Below are 22,519 nucleotides of genomic sequence, written 5' to 3' on the forward strand. Positions count from 1 at the left end.
ACCCGCCGCGCCCGTTCCGTACGCCTGTCCACGGGCGGTGCGCCGCCCCGGGGGCGCGAAGCGTCACCGCACGGCCTCCGTCGCCAGGGGCGTGCTCACCTCCCCGGTGCGCCGGAGCTTGTGCCAGGGCAGCCGGGTGCCGGTGGCGGCGGTGACACAGGAGTGGATCAGGACCAGGTACATCAGCTGCCGGTACGCGATCTGCTGGAGCGGCAGCATCACCAGGCACCGCAGCGGCTCCCGGTCCAGCCGGAACGCGTACGCCGCGCTGGCCAGTTGCACCAGCAGCAGCGCGCACCACAGCGACAGCGCGGCCAGCGGGTCCCCGAACAGCGCGCCGTACAGCGTGAAGAGGTCGATCAGCGGCGCGCACGCCGGGGTGAGGATCTGGAAGAGCGCCACCAGCGGCAGCCCGATCCGGCCGAAGCGCCCCGAGGGCCCCCGGTCGAGCACCGCCCAGCGGTGCTTCCACAGCGCCTGCATGGTGCCGTAGCTCCAGCGGTAGCGCTGCCGCCAGAGCTGGCCGACGGAGCCGGGCGCCTCGGTCCAGGCGCGGGCGTGCTCCTGGTAGACGATCCGCCAGCCGGCCCGGTGCAGGGCGATGGTGACGTCCGTGTCCTCGGCGAGGGTGTCCGCGCTCATCCCGCCGACGTCCAGCAGCGCCCGGCGGCGGAACGCGCCGATCGCCCCCGGGATCGTCGGCATGCAGCCCAGCAGGTCGTACATCCGCCGGTCGAGGTTGAACCCCATCACGTACTCGATGTGCTGCCAGGCGCCGATGGCCTTCCGCCGGTTGCCGACCTTGGCGTTGCCCGCGACGGCGCCGACCGAGGGGTCGGCGAAGGGCCGGACGAGCTCCCGCACGGTCTCCGGCTCGAAGACGGTGTCTCCGTCCATCATCACCACGATGTCGGACCGGGCCTCGGCGATGCCGCGGTTGAGCGCGGCGGGCTTGCCCGTGTTCGGCTGCCGCAGCACCCGTACGTTCGGCAGGTCCAGCGCCTCCGCGAGGTCGGCGGTGCCGTCCGTGGAGCCGTCGTCCACCACCAGGATCTCGATCGGAACGGTGCTCGCGGCCAGCGAGTTCACCGTGTGGGCGATGCACTCCTTCTCGTTGTACGCGGGCACGACCACGGTCACCGGCCCGTCCACCGGCGGCCCCCAGGAGAACCGCTCCCCGTTGCGGATGCGGTGGTGCCGCCGGGCGAACACCGTCATCAGCACGATCCTGCCGACCATGGCCGCACCGACCACCACCAGCAGGGCGGCCAGGCCCGGCAGTGCGAGCCGGCCGAGCGCCGCGGCCAGGACCAGCGCCCGCCCGTGCCACAGCCGGATCCCGGACGCCGGCCGGTTGGCGCTCGGGGCGCCCACCGCCCGGGTGACGGTGGTGAAGGTGTAGTGGCGCGCCTTCATCCGCTCGATGTACCGGTCCAGCGCCGCGAGGGTCCGGGACCGGTTGCCGCCCGCGTCGTGGAAGAGGACCACGGCGCCCCGGCCCTCCGGCGGGGTGGCGTTGCGGACGATCTGCGGCACCGCGGGGCCGCGCCGGTCCAGGCTGTTCCGGTCCACGAACGCGCTCATGTAGCCCTGCGCGCCCAGGTGTTGCTGCACCCGCCAGGCGCGGTCGTCGAGCCCCGAGACGTGCGCGGTGTACGGGGCCCGGAACAGGGAGCTGGAGATGCCCGCGGCGCCCGCCAGGGCCAGCTGGGTCCGGGCGACTTCCCGGTCGACGCCGGCCACGTCCTGGTTCCCCAGGTCGGGGTGGGAGAAGGTGTGCAGCCCGATCTCACTGCCCGCCGCCCGCATCCGCCGGATCAGCCCCGGGTACCGGACCGCCTGCCGGCCGACGACGAAGAAGGTCGCGGGCACCCGGTGTTCCCGCAGGATGTCCAGGACCTTCGGGGTCCACCGCGGGTCCGGGCCGTCGTCGAAGGTGAGCGCGACGGTCCGGGACGGCGGGGTGTGACTCGTGGCCTCGCCGTCGCGGAAGGTCAGCACCGGGCCGCCGGTGCGCACCTCCTCGGGGACGCTGCCCGCGTAGCCCGGGGTGTGCGCCGGGCAGTGGTCGTCGGGCTTCGCCCGCAGAAAGCCGTCCAGCAGCAGGACGCAGACCACCGAGACCAGGGCCACCAGGGAGAGCACCAGCCGGGGACGGGGCGCGGCGCGGCGGACGGCGGCGATGGTCCGGACCGGCAGGCGTGGACCGCGCGGGGCGGCCGGGGCGTCGTCGCGCGGGGTGCGGACGGGACGGCGTGGCCGCGGCAGCACCAGCGGCTTCCAGCGGTTCACGGCAGCTGCGGTCGGACGCGGCCCTGGGCCGAGAGGGTGGTGCCGATGACCGGGACCGGTCCGCCGCCGGCGCGGGTGGCCGGTCCGCCCGGGAGGCGCTCACCCAGCGGGGCGGCGGCCGCGGCCGGCACGGACTCCTTGCCGGGGGGCCGCCCGGGGGCGAGTGGAGTGCCGCCCGCCAGCCCCAGGACCACCGTCCCCAGATATCCGAGCAGCACGAGGTCCGCGACCAGACCGGCATGCCGGAGCGTACGCGCCCGGCGGCCGGTGGAGTCCACGAAGACGGGCCTCTCCTCGCCCCCGCACGACAGGAGCGTGCGCGACGGCACGCGCTCGACCACGTCAGCCTCAAGATCCATGACCCGAGATTAATGCAGACAATCTTAGTATATCTGTCAAAAGCCTGGTGTGTCATGGTTCATGGCACTCAGTCAGGTATGGAAGTTTGTCCGGCATGCTGGAATCGCCACGGAACGCCTCGCCCGGCCGGAACGGGCCCCACCACCGGAACGAGCCCGATCACGGGAACGCGCTCCGGGCCCGGAACCGGGTCCCGGGCCGGAACGAGGAGCGTGCGGGATGAGCGGACACCGCTCCCGCCTCGGCGGATTCGTCGGCGCGGTGGCGCTGACCATGGGCTGCGCCGCCGCCGCGGTATGGGTGGGCGGCTCCGGCCCGGCGGAGGACCGGTCCGCGTCCGGCCCGTCCGCCGGCCGGCACGTCCGCGTCACGCCCTACCTCAGCGCCTGGGCCGCCCGGACCTACGACATGGCCGCCGCCGTGCCGCGCGGCATCGACGAGTTCACCCTGGCCTTCGTCGTCGCCGGACGCGGCTGCGCCCCGCGGTGGGACGGCGGGACCGCGCTCGACGACCGTGCGCTGGAGCGCCGGATCGCCGCCCTGCGCAAGGCCGGCGGGGACGTACGGGTCTCCTTCGGCGGCGCCGAGGGCACCGAACCGGCCCGGGTCTGCCGGAACGCGACCGAACTCGCCGCCGCCTACGGCACGGTGATCGACCGTTACCGGCTCACCCGGATCGACTTCGACATCGAGGGCGCCACCCTCGCCGACACCGCGGCGTCCACCCGCCGGGCCCGGGCGGCCGCCCTGCTCCAGCGCTCCCGGCCGAGCCTGGAGGTCTCCTTCACCCTGCCCGCGATGCCCTCCGGGCTCACCGCCCCGGGCCTCGCGCTGCTGAAGGAGGCGAAGGCGCGGGGAGTGACCGTGTCGGCCGTCAACGTCATGGCGATGAACTACGGCGCGGCTCACACCGGCGACATGGGCGCCTACGCCGTCCGGGCCGCCACCGCCGCCCACGGCCAGCTCCGGCAGGCGCTCGGACTGTCGCCGGCCGGGGCCTGGAAGGTCCTCGCGGTGACGCCGATGATCGGGCTCAACGACGTCCCCGGCGAGGTCTTCACCGTCCGCGACGCCGCCGCGCTGGCCCGCTTCGCCGCGGACAAGGGCGTCGGCCGGCTGTCCATGTGGTCCGCGGAGCGGGACCGGCCCTGCGCCGCCGCCACCGACAAGCCGGCCGTGCGCTGCAGCGGCGTCACCCAGGCGCGGGGTGACTTCGCCGCGGCGCTCTCCGGGACGGGCTGACCGGCGGGGCCGAGCGGCGGGGCTGACCGGCTGGGCCGACCGGCTGGGCCGACCGGCCGGTGGCGCCGGGCCGCCCGGCCCCGGCGTACGCCCCACGCCCCCGCCCCGGCGTACGCCCCACGCCCTCGCTGCGCGCAGCCCCCGCCCCCGTGGCCCGCCAGGACCTGACGGACCGTCCGGGCGGGCCGTCCGCCGCCCTCCACCGGACGCCGGCGGACGGTCAGCCGCCGACGTAGGCCGCCAGGTGCTCGCCGGTGAGGGTGGAGCGGGCCGCGACGAGGTCGGCGGGGGTGCCCTCGAAGACGATCCGGCCGCCGTCGTGGCCGGCGCCGGGGCCGAGGTCGACGATCCAGTCGGCGTGCGCCATGACCGCCTGGTGGTGCTCGACGACGATCACCGTCCGGCCGGAGTCGACGAGCCGGTCGAGCAGCCCGAGGAGCTGCTCGACATCGGCGAGGTGCAGGCCGGCGGTCGGCTCGTCCAGGACGTAGACACCGTCCTTCCCGGCCCGCGAGCTCCCTCCGGCCGAGGGCTGGGGAAGGGTGGCCAGCTTGAGCCGCTGCCGCTCGCCGCCGGACAGCGTGGTGAGCGGCTGGCCGAGCTTGAGATAGCCGAGCCCGACGTCGGCGAGCCGGTTCAGGACCCGGTGGGCGGCCGGGGTGTGCGCCTCGCCGGAGCCGAAGAACTCCTCGGCCTCGGCCACCGACATCTCCAGCACCTCGCTGATGTCCCGGCCGCCGAGGCGGTACTGCAGCACCGGCGCCTGGTACCGCTTCCCCTCGCAGTCCTCGCAGGGGGCGGAGACGCCGGCCATCATCGCCAGGTCGGTGAAGATGACACCGACGCCGTTGCAGGTGGGGCAGGCGCCCTCGGAGTTGGCGCTGAACAGCGCCGGCTTCACGCCGTTGGCCTTGGCGAACGCCTTGCGCACCGGGTCGAGCAGCCCGCTGTACGTCGCCGGGTTGCTCCGCCGCGAGCCGCGGATCGGGCTCTGGTCGATCGCCACCACCTCCGAACCGGCCGCGCCCGCCTGCCCGGGAAGCGCCCCGTGCACCAGCGAGCTCTTGCCGGAGCCGGCGACGCCGGTGACGACCGTGAGCACCCCGAGCGGGATGTCGACGTCGACGCCGCGCAGGTTGTTCGTGCTCGCGCCGCGGACCGCCAGCGTGCCGGTGGGCTTCCGGACCGTCTCCTTGACGGAGGACCGGTCGTCGAAGTGGCGGCCGGTGATGGTCCCGCCCTTCCGCAGCCCCTCGACGGTGCCCTCGAAGCAGACGGTGCCGCCCGCCGAACCGGCGCCGGGCCCGAGGTCGACGACGTGGTCGGCGATCGCGATCACCTCCGGCTCGTGCTCCACGACGAGCACCGTGTTGCCCTTGTCCCGCAGCCGCAGCAGCAGGTCGTTCATCCGCTGGACGTCGTGCGGGTGCAGGCCCGAGGTGGGCTCGTCGAAGACGTAGGTGACGTCGGTGAGCGAGGAGCCGAGGTGGCGGATCATCTTGACGCGTTGCGCCTCGCCGCCGGACAGCGTGCCCGACGCCCGGTCGAGCGCGAGATAGCCGAGGCCGATCTCCACGAACGAGTCGAGGCTCTGCTGCAGCGCGGTGAGCAGCGGGGCCACCGAGGCGTACGCCTTCGCCGTGCCCGACGCGGGCTCGCGCAGGCCGCGGACCCACTCGGCCAGGTCCCTGATCTCCATCGCGCAGGCGTCGGCGATGCTGATCTTCTTGATCTTCGAGGACCGGGCGCCCTCGGTGAGCCGGGTGCCGTCGCACTCGGGGCACGTGGCGAAGGTGACCGCCCGCTCCACGAACGCCCGGATGTGCGGCTGCATGGCCTCCTTGTCCTTGGACAGGAACGACTTCTGGATCTTGGGGATCAGCCCCTCGTAGGTGAGGTTCACGCCCTCGACCTTCACCTTGGTCGGCTCCCGGTACAGGAAGTCCTGCATCTCCCGCTTGGTGTACTTGCGGATCGGCTTGTCCGGGTCGAGGAAGCCCGACTCCGCGTAGAGCCGCACGGTCCAGAAGCTGTCCGACTTCCAGCCGGGGATGGTGAACGCGCCCTCGGCGAGCGACTTGGAGTCGTCGTAGAGCTGGGTGAGGTCGATGTCGGAGACCGCGCCGCGGCCCTCGCAGCGCGGGCACATGCCGCCGGTGCGGCTGAACGTCGCCTTCACGGCCTTCCGGGCGCCGCGCTCGACGGTGATCGCGCCGCTCGCCCTGACCGAGGGGACGTTGAAGGCGTACGCGCCGGGCGGGCCGATGTGCGGCTTCCCGAGCCGGCTGAAGAGGATCCGCAGCATCGCGTTGGCGTCGGTGGCGGTGCCGACCGTGGAGCGGGGATCGGCGCCCATCCGCTGCTGGTCGACGATGATCGCGGTGGTCAGCCCGTCGAGCACGTCGACCTCGGGCCGGGCCGCCGTAGGCATGAAGCCCTGGACGAAGGCGCTGTAGGTCTCGTTGATCAGCCGTTGCGACTCCGCGGCGATGGTGTCGAACACCAGCGAGCTCTTGCCCGAGCCGGAGACGCCGGTGAACACCGTGAGCCGGCGCTTCGGGATCTCGATGCTCACGTCCTGGAGGTTGTTCTCACGCGCGCCGTGCACACGGATGAGTGCGTGGCGGTCGGCGGCGTGCGCCGCGGCCGGCTGCGCCTTCGCCCTCGGGGCCCTGCTCATGCTGTCTCCATCTCTCCGGCGGGGCCGTCCGGGCCCGCGGTCGCCGCCGACGACGAAAGACGGCCCCGCAGCGGTGACCGGGCGCCGCTGCGGCGGGGCAGCGCCCGGTGCGCGGGGCCGGAGGTCACTGCCCGCGTACCTGGTTGAAGCGCAGCATGTTGCCCGACGGGTCGCGGAAGGCGCAGTCGCGGACGCCGTAGGGCTGGTCGACCGGCTCCTGGAGCACCTCGCCCCCCGCGGCGCGGATGCGCTCGAAGGTGGCGTCGACGTCGTCGGTCGTGAAGATGACACCCCGCAGCAGGCCCTTGGCCAGCAGCTCCGCCATGGCCTGCCGGTCGGCGGGCGAGGCGCCCGGGTCCGCGAGCGGCGGTTCGAGGACGATGCCGACACCGGGCTGCGACGGAGCGCCGACGGTCACCCAGCGCATCCCCTCGAAGCCGACGTCGTTGCGCACCTCCAGACCGAGCACGTCCCGGTAGAAGGCGAGCGCCTTGTCGTGGTCGTCGACGGCGATGAAGCACTGCGAGAGCGTGATGTCCATGCGTTTCACGCTACGGGCGGGGAGCCGCTTCCGCTTCTCCGTTCCTGACCGGTCGCGTGCGGATCTTCGCGATGCAGGCCGGGACGGCGGCGCCGTCCTCATGGCTCCGGGCCCGGTACGCGCTCGGGCTCTCGCCGACCAGCTCGGTGAAGCGCGAACTGAACGACCCCAGCGAGGTGCAGCCGACCGCGCAGCAGACCTCGGTCACCGACAGATCGCCCCGCCGCAGCAGCGCCTTGGCCCGCTCGATCCGGCGCGTCATCAGATAGCCGTAGGGCGTCTCCCCGTAGGCGGCGCGGAAACTGCGGGAGAAGTGGCCCGGCGACATGAGCGCCTCGCGCGCCAGCGCCGGAACGTCGAGCGGCATCGCGTAGTCGCGGTCCATCCGGTCACGGGCCCGCCGCAGCCGGACCAGGTCCTCGAGCGTCACACGGCCACCATCCCACGGCCCGGCCGCGGGCTGCCCATGCCTCGTGGAGCGTCCTACCACTCGGAGTGACACGCGACTCGGAGGGACATGCGGCGAAGTCCGGTCACCCACCGTGAGTGCTGGAGTCTCGCCGCTGATTCCGCTGCCGCTACGCCTGACGCGCCGCGATGGAGGGACACGAACGGCGGGACGGGCGACGGGACGGCCTGTCCGCGCCTCGACGCTGAGAGGAACCGGGCGATCATGCGCGACACTGCTGTGATTCGTCGGACCGGCGTCAAAGTGTGCCGAGTGATCAACGAAATCTCACAGCGTTCGCGGATCAGCCGTCCGAAATTCTTTCCTCCAGCGCTTCTCTCGAAATTTCACCGAGTATCCATGCGTTGATGAAATGGAGTTCTTTCACGGAGGCCGGGAAGGCGAACCGAAGGATCTTCGCCAAGGTCATAGGGCTGTCGCGCAGGCGAGAGTGCTTCTCCACCATGAGCTCAGCCACTTCAATTACGCTGCATCCGATATCTCGATATTCGACTGCCAGGGTGGACAGTCGCTCCACATCACTTTTCATGATCCCACACCCGTCAAGGCGTCTCTTACTTTCTGAACGTTGCCAAGACTTCTTGGAAATCTCCATCGATCCGCGGAACCGCGTTTCCGCACAACGGCGTGCGGAAGCCCCGCCCATCTGCCACGGGGGAATAGCAGACGGACGGGGCCGCTCTCAGTGCTCGCGCGGCGCTACAGGGTTGCGCGTGGCCGCTTGACGCCACCACCACAGACCCCGGCAACCGGGGAGCGAGAGACCGAAGAACGCCCCACACCGAGCACACCAGGGAACTCCGCTCTCAGGGTCCGTGGGGCTCTCGTCGGAGCAGCGGGGGCACTGCGGCATGGGGCCTTCTCTCAGGCGCTCAGATCGAACTCACCGGCCTTGACCGCGTCGGTGAGCGTCGCCCAGTCGGAGGCGGTCATGGTGACGATGCTGTCGGGCCTGGTGCTCTCGCGCAAGGCGACGACCCCCGGCACGTTGGTTGCCACCTCGGGGCAGTTGCCCACCTTCTTGTCACGGCACGCGGCCGTCTTGACGAACTCGAATTCGGGGGTTCCGCTCATGGTGCTTGATCCCTTCGCCGAACGAGCGGGGAAACGGTCCCCGCACCGTCATGCAACCCGCCCCGGCCCGCTCGACCTCTCCGGGGTTTCCGCCAACCGGGGCGGGAGTTCATAGGTTGTGCGTCGCGGCAAGCGTGATGATCAGTCCGCAGGACGCGGCAATCAGGAGAACGAAGGATGGCCACGCAGTGCGGTCGAGGAATCGCTTCACCATCTGATCGGTTCCAATGTCCCGCCCGCACAGTGCGGGCACGGCACCTTGAATGTGAAGCGGCACGTAGTGCAGCCTTCGAATCCGTAGCAGTCCGGGCACCAAATGCGCTTGTGGTCCGTGCAGACACCGCAGTAGGTCGGAGGGACGGCCTGCGGCCTGTCAGCGGCCTGCGGGGCGCTCCTACGTCGAATGGTTTTGCCTGCTCGCTTCTGAGGCGCCTTGGTAGCGGTCATGCGTTTTTCCGGTCGGTGGCCCTCCGGTGCGGGCAATTTCGCAGCTCGACGTTGCAATCCGCCGCCGCTGAAAAGTTCCCCCTGGCCTCGGCCTCTGCGCGCTGCTTGGCCAGCGCGGCACAAACCGCGCATCCTTCGGTTGGCTTCGGCGGGCTGGGAGGGAGCGACAGATGGACAGGCGGTGTCATCATCGTGTTGTCGCTCATCGATATTGGCCTCCCCGGCTCGGCTGCTCGGTGGCAAGCAATGATGCCGGGAAGCGGTCAGGGATAGACGCTTTATTGGCGTTGTCGGGTAAAGTTCATGGACCACTCGGCCAAGAGCTCCCGGCAGTCATCGCCAAACATTGCGAACCGCTCGTATGCCTCGAAGTCCCTGAGGTACGCCGTGACGTCTCTGTGGTCGCGCAAGATCAATGCCCCCGTGCCGGTTTCCACAGTGGCTAGCCGGCGGTCGTAGACCGTGAATGTGCTCAGTGGCCTTTCCCGGATGTGTCCACCCAAGGGGATCACGCCTAGCTGCACATTCGGAATACGGGATACGGACGCGAGTCTGTCGAGCTGCATAGCCATGGCCATCGGGGGAAGTAGCGGCCACCTCACCGCCTGCTCGGTGAGAATGAACGTGAACGACTTCGAGGAGTCATAAAGCACCTGCTGTCGTTCCAGCTTCTTAGCAATGGTCTTCGACTGGTCGCCGGGAACGTCGGCGATGCTGGCGCGCACATATTCAGGCGTGGCCAGCAGTCCGGTCACCATCGACAGCAGGAAGAATCGGACCTCTGTCGAGACTGATTCGAGCGTCGCCAACTCGTTCTGTTTCTTGTCCAAACCCCTGCGGCGAGAGGACCAGTGGTCTTGCCATTCCGTGTTGGCTGTTCTTGCTACCGCCAAGATTTCGGAAGCGACGGGGCTGTCGGTTCCGAGTGCTTCAAGAATCACTTCGACGTCGACAAGGGAGGGCGTGAGCTTGCCGCCCTCGATGTTGCTTACCTTGGTTTGAGACATGTTGCAGTGGCGAGCGAGCCAGGTTTGGGTTTTACCGGCTCGCTTGCGCTGGGTTCTCAGTGCTTCGGCTAGGTCAGACCTGGACTTACCCAGCCTCTCGGGCTCAAGCGTCAAGGCCCTTCACGTACTCCTCAAAGGGCACCGACTCAGTTACCGCAATCCGCTGGTATTCGATGAATCGGGCTACATCCCCTTCGTAGACTTCGCGGTTTATCTGCTGCCCATTCGGGCGGTAATTCATCAGCACCACTTCGGCACGGTCGAACATCCAGAAGTCCTGAACGCCGGCCAGCGGATTATCTCGGTCGGTCACGTCGAGAATGCGGATCTGCTCACCCGCCAACGCGTGGGGCGCGTAATACTGGGCGAACTCGAATTGCAGGTAGTCCGTTAGTGGCCGCGTCACGATGTGCACGCGCCCCTGAGTGCGCCCTTCTGCGGCTTGTCGGCGCAGTCGGTCGGTGTACTCATTCGATACGGCGTGGGGGTCGATTCGGGCCCCCGCTTTGAACGCCTCGAACTCGTCTTCCTCCTGCGGCATGAGGTATTGGGGCAGGGTCTCGAGTCTCCACGCTTCCTGCTGGAAGCCCTCGAACCGCGTGGCCCACTTCTCACCAGCCAAGAACACGAACGGCCTCCCTCAGCACGCTCTCGGGGATCTCCACAAGTCCTTCTCCCTCGGGCGGCGTGAACGCCTGGGAAAGGTCGCCCTGGACGACGAATGAGCCGTTGGCGGTGCGGTAGACGTTCGGGCAGTCATCCTTGCCGCAAGTGCCGCTTCCGTTGCCGGTGAGTCGGGTCAGTTCCTCGCGCGCCATGCTGAAACCCCCTTGCGGTAACCCCTGTTGGGGCCTGGTGGCTACGACGGTACGAGGGGCCGGCACCCCCGTCCATGCGGCAACGCCAATATTCGCGTGGTCGGGTAAACGGTGGCCTCGGCGGCGCTCTGGGCAAGCCTGTGCGGGGCCGTCTGACTCACGGGCAACGACAGAGCCCCCGGCGTGCGCCGAGGGCTCTGTGGGGCTGTGCGGGGATGACTCAGGCGAGGCCAGGGGCCCGCACCGGGATGCTGGTCACGAACGGCTGGGCGGGCGAGGGGTCCTGGAAGAAGTCGTTGCCCTTGTCGTCGACGACGATGAAGGCCGGGAAGTCCTCGACCTCGATCCGCCAGACCGCCTCCATGCCCAGCTCCTCGTACTCCAGGACCTCCACCTTCTTGATGCAGTCCTGGGCCAGGCGGGCCGCCGGGCCGCCGATCGAGCCGAGGTAGAAGCCGCCGTGCGCCTTGCAGGCGTCGGTGACCTGCTGGGAGCGGTTGCCCTTGGCGAGCATCACCTTCGAGCCGCCGGCCGCCTGGAACTGCTCGACGTAGGCGTCCATCCGGCCCGCCGTCGTCGGGCCGAAGGAGCCGGAGGCGTAGCCCTCGGGGGTCTTGGCCGGGCCCGCGTAGTAGACCGGGTGGTTCCGCAGGTACTCGGGCATCTCCTCACCCGCGTCCAGCCGCTCCTTGATCTTCGCGTGCGCGATGTCCCGGGCGACGACGAGGGTGCCGGTCAGCGACAGCCGGGTCTTGACCGGGTGCCGGGTCAGCTCGGCGAGGACCTCGTCCATCGGCCGGTTCAGATCGACGGCGATCGCGTCGAGGTCCGCGCCCGCGCCCTCGGTCAGCTCCTCGTCGGTGGTCTCCGGCAGGTACGTCGCCGGGTCCTTCTCCAGCTGCTCCAGGAAGACGCCCTCGGCGGTGATCTTCGCGACGGCCTGCCGGTCGGCCGAGCAGGACACGGCGATCGCCACCGGGCAGGACGCGCCGTGCCGCGGCAGCCGCACGACGCGGACGTCGTGGCAGAAGTACTTGCCGCCGAACTGCGCGCCGATGCCGATCTTCTGCGTCAGCTCGAAGACCTTCTCCTCCAGCTCCCGGTCACGGAAGCCGTGCCCGGTCGGCGACCCCTCGGCCGGCAGCTCGTCGAGGTAGTGCGCGGAGGCGTACTTCGCGGTCTTCAGCGCGTACTCGGCGGAGGTGCCGCCGACCACGATCGCCAGGTGGTAGGGCGGGCAGGCGGAGGTGCCCAGCGAGCGGATCTTCTGCTCCAGGAAGGACATCATCGACGCCTCGTTGAGCACCGCCTTCGTCTCCTGGAAGAGGAAGGACTTGTTGGCCGAGCCGCCGCCCTTGGCCATGAAGAGGAACTTGTACGCGCCGCCGTCGGTCGCGTACAGCTCGATCTGGGCCGGGAGGTTCGAGCCGGTGTTCTTCTCGTCCCACATGGTGAGCGGGGCCATCTGCGAGTAGCGCAGGTTCAGCTCGGTGTACGCGTCGTAGACGCCGCGGGAGAGGGCCTCCTCGTCGCCGCCGGAGGTCAGCACGTTCTGCCCGCGCTTGCCCATGACGATCGCGGTGCCGGTGTCCTGGCACATCGGGAGCACGCCCGCCGCCGCGATGTTCGCGTTCTTCAGCAGGTCCAGCGCCACGAACTTGTCGTTCCCGGACGCCTCGGGGTCGTCCAGGATGCGGCGCAGCTGCGCGAGGTGGGCGGGCCGCAGGTAGTGCGAGATGTCCTTCATCGCCTCGGCCGCCAGGGTGCGCAGGGCCTCCGGCTCGACCTTGAGGAACGTGCGTCCGTCGGCCTCGAAGGTGCTGACGCCCTCGGAGGTCACCAGCCGGTACGGGGTGGTGTCCTCGCCCAGCGGGAGCAGATCGGTATAGGCGAACTCGGGCATCGGGGTCGTTTCCTCACTCGGCAGACGGCTGCGCTGACATCTTCCTGCGGACACCTCCCGGCCGGAGCCGGGCCAGCCGGACAAGGGTAGAACGCGGCGGAGGCGCCGGGGTGGTGAGGTAAGGCTCAGTCACCCGGGGGATCCGTCCCCCGCGGAATCCGTCACCACGGGAGGGGTCCGCCCGCAGTATGGCGGACCGGACACTGGTCGCGATCTATCGCGTTTCGCTACGCTGACGGGGTGGATGCAGCCTCTTCTCGCCCGGGTGTCACTCCCGGGCCCCCGGACCCGCAGCGGACCGAACTCACCGGTGTGCGCCCCGAACCGGATCCCGGGCAGCCGCCGGTACCGCTGAGCAAGCCCGCCGCCGAGGCGGACCGGCCCGCTGCCGGGTCCGGCGCACCGGTCGCGGAGGGCGGCCTGCGCGCGTCGGACGCGGACCGCGACCGGATCGCCGACATCCTCCGCGAAGCACTGGCGGAGGGCCGGCTGACCCCGGAGGAACACTCCGAGCGGATCGACGGCGTCTACCGGGCCCGGAGGGTGGCCGAACTGGAGCCCCTGGTACGGGATCTGCCCGCGGTCCCCGCCGCTCCGCGGCACCCGGCGCCGCCGCACTCCCCGACCGACGGCGCCGCCGAGAACCTGGTCGCGGTCTTCGGCGGCGCCTCGCGCCGGGGGCGCTGGCGGGTGGGGCGCCTGACTCGCGCCTTCGCCTGCTTCGGCGGGGTCGAGATCGACCTCACCGAGGCGGTCTTCGAGCAACAGGAGATCGTCATCCGGGCCGTCGCGCTCTTCGGCGGGGTGGAGGTCCGGGTGCCGGAGAACGTCTCGCTGCGCGGCGCGGGCCCCGGCATCTTCGGCGGGTTCGACGTCCGGACCAACGAGGCCCCCGACCCCGACGCCCCCGTTGTCGTCGTCACCGGCTTCGCGGCCTTCGGCGGAGTGGACGCCAAGGCGAAACGGGGCAAACGCCTCAAGAACCTCCGGGAACGCCCCCGTAAAGAACTCGGTGACTAGCAAACTGCCACGGTGTGAATAGGCGTGCGCACAGCGGGTAGGGACTGCTGCATCGTCTCTCGTACGGCATGGGGGTGCCATCGGTCGTGCGCCTGGGAGACGGGCAAGGGTGACTCTTCAGCGAAGCCGTCGTCAGGAGTAGACCGTGCTGCAACCGCCGCATCAGCCCCTGCAGGCCCCCGCCGCCCCGCCGCAGCGCACTCCGGCTCGGGAGCAGGCAGGCCCCTGGCACTCGGAGGCGGTGTGCCGTCGCGACGAAGCGGGATTGTTCTTCGCCCCCTCGAAGGAACCGACAGCGTCGCGGCTGTCCCGGGAGGAGGCCGCGAAGCGGGTCTGCGCCCGGTGCCCCGTCATGGTCGAGTGCCGCGAACACGCACTCCTCCAGCCGGAGCCGTACGGCGTGTGGGGCGGTCTCACCGCGGCCGAGCGCCGGGTGGTGCTGGCCCGCCGCCGGCGGCGGGACGTGGAGCTGCAGAAGGCGGCCCGCTCGGCCGTCTCGCAGATCGCCGCCGCAGGCTGAACCACACACGCCAGGGGCGCCCCCAGTGATGGGGGCGCCCCTGGCGTGTGCGGACCGTGCGCCCGGCGGGCCGCCCGCCGCGGGTGGAATCGCTGCGCCGGAACCGGCGCGTCGGAATCGGCGGCGGGGGCGGCGCGGCGGTGTCGGTGCGGCGGGGTCGGCGTTGCGGGGTCAGCGCGGCCGGTCGAAGTCCACGGCGCTGTAGGCGCGCAGCTTCGACAGCCGGTGCCGCGAGTCGATCTGGCGGATCGTGCCCGACCGCGAGCGCATCACCAGCGACTGGGTGAGCGCGTTGTCCGAGCGGTAGCGCACTCCCCGCAGCAGCTCGCCGTCCGTGATGCCGGTCGCCACGAAGAAGACGTTCTCGCCCCAGACCAGGTCGTCGTTGGTGAGCACCTTGCCGAGGTCGTGGCCCGCGTCGATGGCGCGCCGGCGCTCCTCCTCGTCCTTGGGCCACAGCCGGCCCTGGATGGTGCCGCCGAGGCACTTCATCGCGCAGGCGGTGATGATGCCCTCGGGGGTGCCGCCGATGCCCAGCAGCAGATCGACTCCGGTGCCCTCGGTGGCGGCCATGATGGCGCCGGCGACATCGCCGTCCGAGATGAACTTGATCCGGGCCCCGGCCTCGCGGATCTCCTTGACGATGCCCTCGTGGCGGGGGCGGTCGAGGATGACGACGGTCACGTCCTCCGGGGCGGAGTGCTTGGCCTTGGCGACCCGGCGGATGTTCTCGGCGACGGGCGCGCCGATGTCCACCACCCCGGCGGCCTCCGGGCCGGTGGCCAGCTTCTCCATGTAGAAGACCGCGGACGGGTCGAACATCGTGCCGCGGTCGGCCACCGCCAGCACGGAGAGCGCGTTGGTCATGCCCTTGGCGGCGAGCGTGGTCCCGTCGATGGGGTCCACGGCGACGTCGCACTCCGCACCGGTGCCGTCGCCGATCCGCTCTCCGTTGAAGAGCATCGGGGCCTCGTCCTTCTCGCCCTCTCCGATGACGACGACGCCGTTCATCGAAACGGTCGAGACCAGGGTCCGCATGGCCTTCACGGCGGCGCCGTCGGCGCCGATCTTGTCGCCGCGGCCGACCCACCGGCCCGCCGCCATCGCGGCGGCCTCCGTGACCCGGACGAGCTCCAGGGCGAGGTTGCGGTCGGGGGCCTCCGGGCTCACTTCGAGCGGGGACGGCATGTGGTGCTCGGTCATCGGTGCGCACCTTCCTGTGTACGACGACGGCCGGATAAGAGGGTGCCTGTGACTTTATCCGTTCATCGCGAATGTGAGCAGGGGGCCCCACGCATGAGCACCGCCGGGGGCCCCGCCGAACAGGCGCGGAACGCCTGACTGTCTTACGGACAACGGGAGTCGGGGCCCCGGCCCGGCCCGGGATCCATGACGGCGGCGGCACCGCGGGCGGGCGCCCCCGGTGCCGGCGGGGGGTGCCGGAAAGATCCGCCCGGCGATGGGGGACGATGGGGGCGTGGCAGGTATGCGCGGAACCCAGACGGTGCGGGACATGGTGCTGTCGATGGCGGTCATCGGTGTCGTCGTCGCGTCCATCTATATCTTCGTGCCGCACGACGAATCCCAGGACCCGGTGAAGCCGATCGGCTACCGGGTGGAGCTCGACACGGCACGCCGGGCCGCGCCGTACCCGGTCGCCGCGCCCCAGGGGCTGCCGAAGACCTGGCGTGCGACCTCGGTGACCTACAACGGCGCCGGGGACGACGGCGCGGTCTGGCACCTGGGCTTCATGGACCCGACGAACCAGTACGTCGCGGTGGAGCAGAGCAACGGCCGGGCGGCGAAGTTCATCGACTCCGTCAGCCGGCGGGCCACGAAGACCGACCGCACCCAGAAGGTCGGCGACACGACGTGGGAGCGCTACGAGGGGCCGAAGTACGACGCCCTCGTGCGCAAGGGGCGCGGGGTGACGACCGTGGTCACCGGCACCGCCTCGTTCGAGCGGCTGGGGCAGATGGCCGCCGCGCTCGAGACGACCTCCGCGAAGCCGTCCGCTGAGCCGTCCGCCACGAAGTCCTCCTCCGAGAAGCCGGCAGAGGCGAAACCCTCCTCGTAACCCGGAGGCCGCATCCGCCGCCGGGCCGGGAAGCCGGTGACGGCAGCCGGGGCGGAGGCCGCTCCCGGCTGCCGCCGACGGGCTCAGACGGTGGTGACGACCTCGTCGTAGTCCAGCCGCGGGAGGCGCGGGCGGAAGGCGTCCTCGGCGGGACGGCCTATGTTCACCACGGCCAGCACCGAGTGGTCGCCGTCGGGGAAGAACTCCTTGTTGACCGCGGCGGCGTCGTACCCGGTCATCGGGCCCGCGGCGAGACCGGCCGCCCGGACCCCGATGATGAAGTAGCCCGCCTGCAGCGCGGCGTTGAAGGAGCCGGCCTGCTCACGGGCGGGGCGCTCGCTGAAGAAGACGTCCTTGGCCTGCGGGAAGGGCGGGAACAGCCGCGGCAGCTCCTCGTGGAACTCGTGGTCCGTGGCCAGCACCGCCACCAGCGGGGCCGCGGCCGTCTTCGGCCGGTTGCCCTCGGACATGTGCTGCACGAGGCGCTCGCGGGCCTCGGGCGAGCGGACCAGGACGACGCGCAGCGGCGACTGGTTGAAGGCGGTCGGCGCGTACTTCACCAGGTCGTAGATCGCCTGCACCTGCTCGTCGGTCACCGGCTCTTCGGTGAACGCGTTGGCGGTGCGGGCCTCACGGAACAGCAGGTCCTGCGCGGCGGGGTCGAGGGCGAGGGTCATGTCGGAGAGCACCTTCTCTGTCGCGTGTGCATGGGTGGCGGGCTCGGCCGCAGCGGAGCCGACCGTATCAAGATAGATTAAACTTCAACTAAATCGGCGCGGCGTGGTGCACGTCACGTGCGCACCGGTTCGTCCCGATCCGGGATATGCGGGCGTGGGGCCGTCGGGGGACCGCGCGGTGCCGCGACGGACGCGGCCCTGAAGCCGCCTGATTCCGCCACGGACGTGGCCCGGGGGCCGCGCGGGGATAACGGAACGGGTGAGGTCATCGGGCGGGTCGGTCCTCGTCGCCCGTTCCGGCGCCGGGAGCGCCGTCCTCCGACTCGGCGAGAGCGGCGTCCAGCCGGGCCCGCGCACCGTCCAGCCACCGGCGGCACACCTTCGCCAGCTCCTCGCCCCGCTCCCACAGGGCCAGGGACTCCTCCAGCGTGGATCCGCCCGCCTCCAGCCGGCGCACGACCTCGATCAGCTCGTCGCGCGCCTGCTCGTAGGCCGGCGTCGAGCCGGCGCCGGCCGGGTCGCTCCCGGCGCCACCGGAGCCGGGGCCTGCCGAGCCGGTGGACTGCTCGTCCGTAGTGGTCATGGGCTCCAGCCTAGAGGGGGGAGACGACAGGAGAGTTGCGGCGCTGTGGCGGCGGGACCGGGAGGCCTCCGGGGCCCCGGAGAGAGGCGGGCACACGGGTGCCCGCGTGGCGGGAGGGCTTCACGGGGTGACCCGCACCGAGAACTCGCCCTCCGCCACCCTGGCCCGCAGCTTCTCGTCGGCCGACACCTCGTCCGCGTCCCGGACGACCGCGCCGTCCGCCCGCTGGAGCACCGCGTACCCCCGCTCCAGGGTGGCGGCCGGGGAGAGCGCCACCACCCGCGCCCGGGTGTGGGACAGCTCCGAGTCGGCCCGGTCCAGCAGATGCCCCAGCGTGCGGCGGCTCCGGCCGAGCAGCGCGTCGATCTGCTCCTCCCGCTCCTCCACCATCCGCTGCGGCCGCTCCATGCACGGGCGGTGCCGAGCCGCGGCGAGGCCCCGCTCCTCCCGGTCCAGCAGCCCGGTGACGGTGCGCAGCGCCCGCTCCCGCAGCTGCCGGATCCGGACCAGCTCCTCGCCGACGTCCGGCACCACCTTCTTCGCGGCGTCCGTGGGCGTGGAGGCGCGCAGGTCGGCGACCAGGTCGAGCAGGGGCGTGTCCGGCTCGTGCCCGATCGCCGAGACGACCGGCGTCCGGCACGCGGACACCGTCCGGATCAGCTGTTCGTCCGAGAACGGCAGCAGGTCCTCGACGCTGCCGCCGCCCCGGGCCACCACGATCACGTCCACGTCCGGATGCGCGTCCAGCTCCTCGACCGCCCCGATCACCTGGGGAACGGCGTGGACGCCCTGCACGGCCACGTTCCGCACCTCGAAGCGGACGGCGGGCCAGCGGTGCCGGGCGTTCTCCAGGACGTCCCGCTCCGCCGCCGAGGCCCGCCCGCAGACCAGGCCGATGAGCTGCGGCAGGAACGGCAGGGGCCGCTTGCGGTCCAGGGCGAACAGACCCTCCGCCGCCAGCGACTTCTTCAACTGCTCCAGCCGGGCCAGCAGCTCGCCCACCCCGACGGGCTTGATCTCCGTGGCACGCAGCGAGAGCTGGCCGCGGGGGGCGTACCACTCGGGCTTGGCGTGCACGACCACGCGCGCGCCCTCGGAGATGATGTCGGCGACCCGGTCGAAGACGACGCGGTAGCAGGTGACCGACAGCGAGATGTCGTGCGACGGGTCGCGCAGCGTCAGGAACACCACCCCCGCCCCGGGCCGCCGGGACAGCTGGGTGATCTGCCCCTCGACCCAGACGGAGCCGAGCCGGTCGATCCACCCGCCGATCAGCCGGGACACCTGCCCCACCGGGATGGGTGCGTCCGCCGAGGTGTTGAGAGCCATACCCGCAGGCTAGCCGCCCGCGCCGACAGAACCCCCGGATCCGCGTGATCCGCTTTCCGCCGCCCCGGGGGCACCCGGGGAGCCGGCCGGGGCGGGTGCGTCCGGGGCCGCGGGAACGAGGGCGTGCGGGAGGGTGACCGGCTCGTCCGGGCTGCGGAACGACGGCCGGGGCAGCGGGAACGACGGTGAGCGGGGTAGGCGGCGAGCGCGTCCGGGAGACACACCGAGCGCGCGCCCGGAACACCCGCCCGGTCCCTCGTACGGACCCCCGCGCGGCCGCTCCGGAACGCCCTGACCAGGCATGGCCCGCGCCGCCCCCGGCCGGTGCCCGCCCCGGCGGCGGGTGCGATCATCGCGTACCTCCCACGGCCTTACGATGGGGGGCATGACTGCAACGCCCAGCCCGTCGCCCGCCACCGCCCACAGCGGAGAGGCTGCTCGCAAGACCGGCCGGGTCCTGCTCGCCGCCCCCCGTGGCTACTGCGCCGGCGTGGACCGTGCCGTGATCGCCGTCGAGAAGGCCTTGGAGCAGTACGGCGCACCCATCTATGTGCGCAAGGAGATCGTCCACAACAAGTACGTGGTGCAGACCCTGGAGAAGAAGGGCGCGATCTTCGTCGAGGAGACGGAGGAGGTGCCGGAGGGGTCCATCGTGATCTTCTCGGCGCACGGCGTCGCCCCGGTGGTGCACGACGAGGCCGCTCAGCGGAAGCTCGCCACCATCGACGCCACCTGCCCGCTCGTCACCAAGGTCCACAAGGAAGCCGTCCGCTTCGCCAACGACGACTACGACATCCTCCTCATCGGCCACGAGGGCCACGAGGAGGTCATCGGCACCAGCGGTGAGGCGCCCGAGCACATCACGCTGGTCGACGGCCCGGACGACGTGAAGAACGTCGAGGTCCGCGACGAGTCCAAGGTCGTCTGGCTCTCCCAGACGACGCTCTCCGTCGACGAGACGATGGAGACCGTGGGCGCCCTCAAGGACCGCTTCCCGCAGCTGATCAGCCCGCCCAGCGACGACATCTGCTACGCCACGCAGAACCGGCAGGTGGCCATCAAGCAGGTCGCGGCCGAGTCCGACCTGGTGATCGTCGTCGGCTCGAAGAACTCCTCCAACTCCGTCCGTCTGGTCGAGGTGGCGCTGGGCGCCGGTGCCAAGGCCGGTCACCTGGTGGACTTCGCCGAGGAGATCGACGAGGCCTGGCTGGAGGGCGTCGGCACGGTCGGTGTGACCTCCGGCGCCTCGGTCCCGGACGTCCTGGTCGAGGGCGTGCTGGAGTGGCTGAAGGAGCGCGGTTACGGCGACGTCGAGATCGTGCAGCCGATGGAGGAGAGCCTGACCTTCTCGCTGCCGAAGGAGCTGCGGCGCGACCTGCGCGCCGAGGCCGCTGCCGCGGCGGGCCCGGAGCCCTCCCAGGACTGACGGCCAGGACTGACGGGCGGACGGTCCGGGACTGTCCGGCCTCGGCCCCGGCCCCGTCTTCGGGCGCCGGTGCCCGTCGGTATCTGCGCATGCCCGCGAAATCTGCGCATGTCCGCGAACGGGCAGCGATCCGCGTCGTCCGAGAAGTGACGCGCGGTCGCTGCCCGTAGCGTTGTCCTCATGCAGCGACACATTTTCGGTGTGGACATCGGCGGATCGGGCATCAAGGGCGCCCCGGTCGACCTCTACCAGGGCGACCTGGCCGAAGCGCGGCACAAGGTGCTCACCCCGCACCCGGCGACGCCGGAGGCGGTGGCCGAGGGCGTCAAGGAGGTCGTGGACCACTTCGGATGGTCCGGGCCGGTCGGGGTGACGTTCCCCGGCGTGGTGACCGGCGGCATCACCCGCACCGCCGCCAACGTCGACGCGGGCTGGGTGGACCGGGACGCCGAGGGCCTGCTCGCCGGCCGGCTCGGCCTGCCGGTGACCGTCCTGAACGACGCCGACGCCGCCGGCACCGCCGAACTGGCCTTCGGGGCGGGCCGGGGACGCTCGGGGACGGTGATCCTGCTGACGTTCGGCACCGGTATCGGCAGCGCGGTCTTCACCGACGGCCGGCTCGTGCCCAACACCGAGCTCGGCCACCTGGAGCTGAGCGGCCACGAGGCGGAGAAGCGCGCCTCCACCAAGGCGAAGGAGGACGAGGACCTCAGCTGGCCGCACTGGGCGCGGCGGGTCCGGAAGTACCTGGCGCACCTGGAGATGCTGTTCTCGCCCGGGCTGTTCATCATCGGCGGCGGCGTGAGCCGCAAGGCCGACAAGTTCCTCCCCCTGATCGACGGCATCCGCGCCGAGATCGTCCCCGCGGAGCTCCAGAACAACGCGGGCATCGTCGGCGCCGCCATGGCGGCCTTCGAACAGCGGGGGAGTGAGGGTCCGAGGGTGGGGCTGGCGGGGGGATCGGTGGGGGCAGGGCCGGGTGCGGGTGGGGGCCCGGGCGTCGGTGGGGAGGCGGGGCCGATCCCGGGCGCCGGGGCGGGCTCCGCGGCGGACGGTTCTACGGATGGTGGCGCGGGCTCGGGCTCGCCGTCATGGGGCTCAAGTCCGTCACAGGGCTCGGGCCCGTCGTAGAGCAGGTCCGTCACAGGGCTCGGGTCCGTCGTAGAGCTCAGGTCCGTCACAGGGCTCGGGGCCGTCCTAGGCAGGGGGAGGGGCGGTACGGCGGTTCCGGCCTCGGCCTCGGTTCCGTTGCCCTCGGGAGGGGAGGGCCCGAGGCGGCGGAGCCCCGGAATGGGGCTGGTCAGGCACTCTCGGGCTGCGGGCGCTCGGCCGTCGGCTGGCCGCCCCCCGGCGTACGCGGCGTACTCCCCGTGCGACGGGCGCGGCTGCCGAGCAGCAGGACCTTGCGCACCACCACGATGAGCACCGCGGTCAGCGTCCCGCCGTAGAGCCAGCCCGCCTGGAGCGCGAGCTGGGTGAACACCGCCATCACCTGGCTGCCGAACCCGCCCGAGCCGCCGCTGACCGGCACGAGTCCGGCCGCGAACGCGATCGGCGCGCTGATCGGCGCCGCGACCAGGTCGGACGGCCGTACCCAGAGGGCACAGAGCGCGCTGGTGAGCAGGAACAGCAGTCCGTAGGGCAGCGCGGCGGCATCCAGCAGCAGCCCGTCCAGCGTCCCGCCGACGATCATGACGACGAGCGAGGCCAGCCCACAGCCGAGACCGGTGAGCCGGGGACCGGGGAGCCGCTTCCCGAACCGCCGCAGCCCGGCGGGCCCCGGGGCGCCGGGGGGCCGCTGCCCGGCGCGGTGAACGGTGGCCGACTCCTGCTGAGCGCCTCTACGCGGCTGGGGCGTGCGCATCCTGGGTTGCTCCACCCGACCAACGTAGGTCGCGGGGGGCGCGGAACCCGGGGTGGGACACGCGGTTTGAGCCACCTTGGCGGTATGTTCGGCCGATAGTCCGAGCGGCCGGCGGTCCGGATGGTCAGAGGTGTGAGCGGTCGGCGGTCCGGGCGGACAGCGGTGCGAGTGGCCGCCGGTCCGTGCCGTC

General features: G+C 71.5%; 22 protein-coding genes and 1 pseudogene. 6 read left to right on the forward strand and 17 right to left on the reverse strand.

Annotation, left to right across the window (positions count from 1 at the left end):
- Positions 1–63 precede the first annotated feature (63 nt).
- Together ABT112_RS02550 and ABT112_RS02555 are read right to left on the reverse strand one after the other, a co-directional pair.
- Complete coding sequence (locus ABT112_RS02550) at positions 64–2,292, reverse strand: bifunctional polysaccharide deacetylase/glycosyltransferase family 2 protein (RefSeq protein ID WP_502975225.1); 2,229 nt, start codon at positions 2,290–2,292, stop codon at positions 64–66.
- Positions 2,289–2,651: a hypothetical protein gene (locus ABT112_RS02555; RefSeq protein WP_351504702.1), complete on the reverse strand. Its 363-nt coding sequence runs from the start codon at positions 2,649–2,651 to the stop codon at positions 2,289–2,291. The genes ABT112_RS02550 and ABT112_RS02555 overlap by 4 nt, the downstream gene beginning before the upstream one ends.
- Before the next feature lie 220 nt (positions 2,652–2,871).
- On the opposite strand from ABT112_RS02555, the gene ABT112_RS02560 reads away from it, so the two are divergent.
- Positions 2,872–3,894: a chitinase gene (locus ABT112_RS02560; RefSeq protein ID WP_351504704.1), complete on the forward strand. Its 1,023-nt coding sequence runs from the start codon at positions 2,872–2,874 to the stop codon at positions 3,892–3,894.
- A gap of 220 nt (positions 3,895–4,114) precedes the next feature.
- Here ABT112_RS02560 and ABT112_RS02565 read toward each other — a convergent pair whose 3' ends face one another.
- The 10 genes from ABT112_RS02565 to ABT112_RS02610 all read right to left on the reverse strand — a co-directional run bounded on the left by ABT112_RS02565 (position 4,115) and on the right by ABT112_RS02610 (position 12,833).
- Positions 4,115–6,574: an excinuclease ABC subunit UvrA gene (locus ABT112_RS02565; protein ID WP_351504706.1), complete on the reverse strand. Its 2,460-nt coding sequence runs from the start codon at positions 6,572–6,574 to the stop codon at positions 4,115–4,117.
- A 124-nt stretch (positions 6,575–6,698) separates the two neighbouring features.
- Positions 6,699–7,115: a VOC family protein gene (locus ABT112_RS02570; protein WP_351504708.1), complete on the reverse strand. Its 417-nt coding sequence runs from the start codon at positions 7,113–7,115 to the stop codon at positions 6,699–6,701.
- 10 nt (positions 7,116–7,125) lie between these two features.
- Entirely contained in the window at positions 7,126–7,545 is a 420-nt protein-coding gene (locus ABT112_RS02575; RefSeq protein WP_351504710.1) for a helix-turn-helix transcriptional regulator, read from the reverse strand.
- A 322-nt stretch (positions 7,546–7,867) separates the two neighbouring features.
- On the reverse strand, positions 7,868–8,113 hold the full coding sequence (locus tag ABT112_RS02580) for a hypothetical protein (RefSeq protein ID WP_351504712.1): 246 nt from the start codon (positions 8,111–8,113) through the stop codon (positions 7,868–7,870).
- A 335-nt stretch (positions 8,114–8,448) separates the two neighbouring features.
- Positions 8,449–8,658, reverse strand: a complete 210-nt coding sequence (locus ABT112_RS02585) for a DUF397 domain-containing protein (RefSeq protein ID WP_351504714.1) — start codon at positions 8,656–8,658, stop codon at positions 8,449–8,451.
- A gap of 443 nt (positions 8,659–9,101) precedes the next feature.
- Positions 9,102–9,311 (reverse strand): hypothetical protein, encoded by a 210-nt coding sequence (locus ABT112_RS02590; protein ID WP_351504716.1) that lies wholly within the window; start codon positions 9,309–9,311, stop codon positions 9,102–9,104.
- 72 nt (positions 9,312–9,383) lie between these two features.
- Positions 9,384–10,226, reverse strand: a complete 843-nt coding sequence (locus tag ABT112_RS02595; RefSeq protein WP_351504718.1) for a helix-turn-helix domain-containing protein — start codon at positions 10,224–10,226, stop codon at positions 9,384–9,386.
- On the reverse strand, positions 10,216–10,740 hold the full coding sequence (locus ABT112_RS02600; protein ID WP_351504720.1) for a DUF6879 family protein: 525 nt from the start codon (positions 10,738–10,740) through the stop codon (positions 10,216–10,218). Before ABT112_RS02600 ends, ABT112_RS02595 begins: the two co-directional genes overlap by 11 nt.
- Entirely contained in the window at positions 10,724–10,930 is a 207-nt protein-coding gene (locus tag ABT112_RS02605; RefSeq protein WP_351504722.1) for a hypothetical protein, read from the reverse strand. The genes ABT112_RS02600 and ABT112_RS02605 overlap by 17 nt, the downstream gene beginning before the upstream one ends.
- A 220-nt stretch (positions 10,931–11,150) precedes the next feature.
- A complete protein-coding gene (locus ABT112_RS02610; protein WP_351504724.1) occupies positions 11,151–12,833 on the reverse strand; it encodes a fumarate hydratase in 1,683 nt (560 codons plus the stop codon).
- Positions 12,834–13,145: 312 nt separating this feature from the next.
- Here ABT112_RS02610 and ABT112_RS02615 point away from each other — a divergent pair, with 312 nt between their 5' ends.
- Together ABT112_RS02615 and ABT112_RS02620 are read left to right on the forward strand one after the other, a co-directional pair.
- The gene (locus tag ABT112_RS02615; RefSeq protein ID WP_502975231.1) at positions 13,146–13,853 is read left to right on the forward strand and encodes a DUF1707 SHOCT-like domain-containing protein; all 708 of its coding nucleotides are present in this window, start codon (positions 13,146–13,148) and stop codon (positions 13,851–13,853) included.
- 145 nt (positions 13,854–13,998) lie between these two features.
- Positions 13,999–14,373, forward strand: a complete 375-nt coding sequence (locus ABT112_RS02620) for a WhiB family transcriptional regulator (protein ID WP_351504725.1) — start codon at positions 13,999–14,001, stop codon at positions 14,371–14,373.
- Positions 14,374–14,544: 171 nt separating this feature from the next.
- On the opposite strand, the gene glpX is transcribed toward ABT112_RS02620, so the two are convergent.
- On the reverse strand, positions 14,545–15,576 hold the full coding sequence (gene glpX, locus ABT112_RS02625; protein WP_351504727.1) for a class II fructose-bisphosphatase: 1,032 nt from the start codon (positions 15,574–15,576) through the stop codon (positions 14,545–14,547).
- Positions 15,577–15,859: 283 nt separating this feature from the next.
- Between glpX and ABT112_RS02630 the strand changes: the two genes are divergently transcribed.
- On the forward strand, positions 15,860–16,450 hold the full coding sequence (locus ABT112_RS02630) for a DUF4245 domain-containing protein (RefSeq protein WP_351504872.1): 591 nt from the start codon (positions 15,860–15,862) through the stop codon (positions 16,448–16,450).
- Between the two features lie 83 nt (positions 16,451–16,533).
- On the opposite strand, the gene ABT112_RS02635 is transcribed toward ABT112_RS02630, so the two are convergent.
- From ABT112_RS02635 to xseA, 3 genes are all read right to left on the reverse strand, one after another.
- Entirely contained in the window at positions 16,534–17,127 is a 594-nt protein-coding gene (locus ABT112_RS02635) for a malonic semialdehyde reductase (RefSeq protein WP_351504729.1), read from the reverse strand.
- Between the two features lie 265 nt (positions 17,128–17,392).
- Complete coding sequence (locus ABT112_RS02640; RefSeq protein ID WP_351504731.1) at positions 17,393–17,710, reverse strand: exodeoxyribonuclease VII small subunit; 318 nt, start codon at positions 17,708–17,710, stop codon at positions 17,393–17,395.
- Between the two features lie 120 nt (positions 17,711–17,830).
- On the reverse strand, positions 17,831–19,039 hold the full coding sequence (xseA, locus tag ABT112_RS02645) for an exodeoxyribonuclease VII large subunit (RefSeq protein WP_351504733.1): 1,209 nt from the start codon (positions 19,037–19,039) through the stop codon (positions 17,831–17,833).
- A 385-nt stretch (positions 19,040–19,424) separates the two neighbouring features.
- Between xseA and ABT112_RS02650 the strand changes: the two genes are divergently transcribed.
- On the forward strand, positions 19,425–20,465 hold the full coding sequence (locus ABT112_RS02650; RefSeq protein ID WP_351504735.1) for a 4-hydroxy-3-methylbut-2-enyl diphosphate reductase: 1,041 nt from the start codon (positions 19,425–19,427) through the stop codon (positions 20,463–20,465).
- A 180-nt stretch (positions 20,466–20,645) separates the two neighbouring features.
- Positions 20,646–21,377 (forward strand): annotated as a pseudogene (ppgK, locus tag ABT112_RS02655) (polyphosphate--glucose phosphotransferase); the annotation flags it as partial.
- A gap of 388 nt (positions 21,378–21,765) precedes the next feature.
- Here ppgK and ABT112_RS02660 read toward each other — a convergent pair.
- On the reverse strand, positions 21,766–22,344 hold the full coding sequence (locus ABT112_RS02660; protein ID WP_351504737.1) for a DUF6542 domain-containing protein: 579 nt from the start codon (positions 22,342–22,344) through the stop codon (positions 21,766–21,768).
- Positions 22,345–22,519: the final 175 nt, after the last annotated feature.

The sequence above is a fragment of the Streptomyces sp. NPDC002055 genome, assembly GCF_040296705.1.
In the GTDB taxonomy this organism is placed as follows: domain Bacteria; phylum Actinomycetota; class Actinomycetes; order Streptomycetales; family Streptomycetaceae; genus Streptomyces.

Bases quoted from the DNA above. Each gene is read 5' to 3' on its own strand.
- ABT112_RS02555 (WP_351504702.1), bottom strand. From the start codon at position 2,651: ATGGATCTTGAGGCTGACGTGGTCGAGCGCGTGCCGTCGCGCACGCTC.
- ABT112_RS02560 (WP_351504704.1), top strand. From the start codon at position 2,872: ATGAGCGGACACCGCTCCCGCCTCGGCGGATTCGTCGGCGCGGTGGCG.
- ABT112_RS02565 (WP_351504706.1), bottom strand. From the start codon at position 6,574: ATGAGCAGGGCCCCGAGGGCGAAGGCGCAGCCGGCCGCGGCGCACGCC.
- ABT112_RS02570 (WP_351504708.1), bottom strand. From the start codon at position 7,115: ATGGACATCACGCTCTCGCAGTGCTTCATCGCCGTCGACGACCACGAC.
- ABT112_RS02580 (WP_351504712.1), bottom strand. From the start codon at position 8,113: ATGAAAAGTGATGTGGAGCGACTGTCCACCCTGGCAGTCGAATATCGA.
- ABT112_RS02585 (WP_351504714.1), bottom strand. From the start codon at position 8,658: ATGAGCGGAACCCCCGAATTCGAGTTCGTCAAGACGGCCGCGTGCCGT.
- ABT112_RS02590 (WP_351504716.1), bottom strand. From the start codon at position 9,311: ATGAGCGACAACACGATGATGACACCGCCTGTCCATCTGTCGCTCCCT.
- ABT112_RS02605 (WP_351504722.1), bottom strand. From the start codon at position 10,930: ATGGCGCGCGAGGAACTGACCCGACTCACCGGCAACGGAAGCGGCACT.
- ABT112_RS02610 (WP_351504724.1), bottom strand. From the start codon at position 12,833: ATGCCCGAGTTCGCCTATACCGATCTGCTCCCGCTGGGCGAGGACACC.
- glpX (WP_351504727.1), bottom strand. From the start codon at position 15,576: ATGACCGAGCACCACATGCCGTCCCCGCTCGAAGTGAGCCCGGAGGCC.
- ABT112_RS02630 (WP_351504872.1), top strand. From the start codon at position 15,860: ATGCGCGGAACCCAGACGGTGCGGGACATGGTGCTGTCGATGGCGGTC.
- ABT112_RS02635 (WP_351504729.1), bottom strand. From the start codon at position 17,127: ATGACCCTCGCCCTCGACCCCGCCGCGCAGGACCTGCTGTTCCGTGAG.
- ABT112_RS02640 (WP_351504731.1), bottom strand. From the start codon at position 17,710: ATGACCACTACGGACGAGCAGTCCACCGGCTCGGCAGGCCCCGGCTCC.
- xseA (WP_351504733.1), bottom strand. From the start codon at position 19,039: ATGGCTCTCAACACCTCGGCGGACGCACCCATCCCGGTGGGGCAGGTG.
- ABT112_RS02650 (WP_351504735.1), top strand. From the start codon at position 19,425: ATGACTGCAACGCCCAGCCCGTCGCCCGCCACCGCCCACAGCGGAGAG.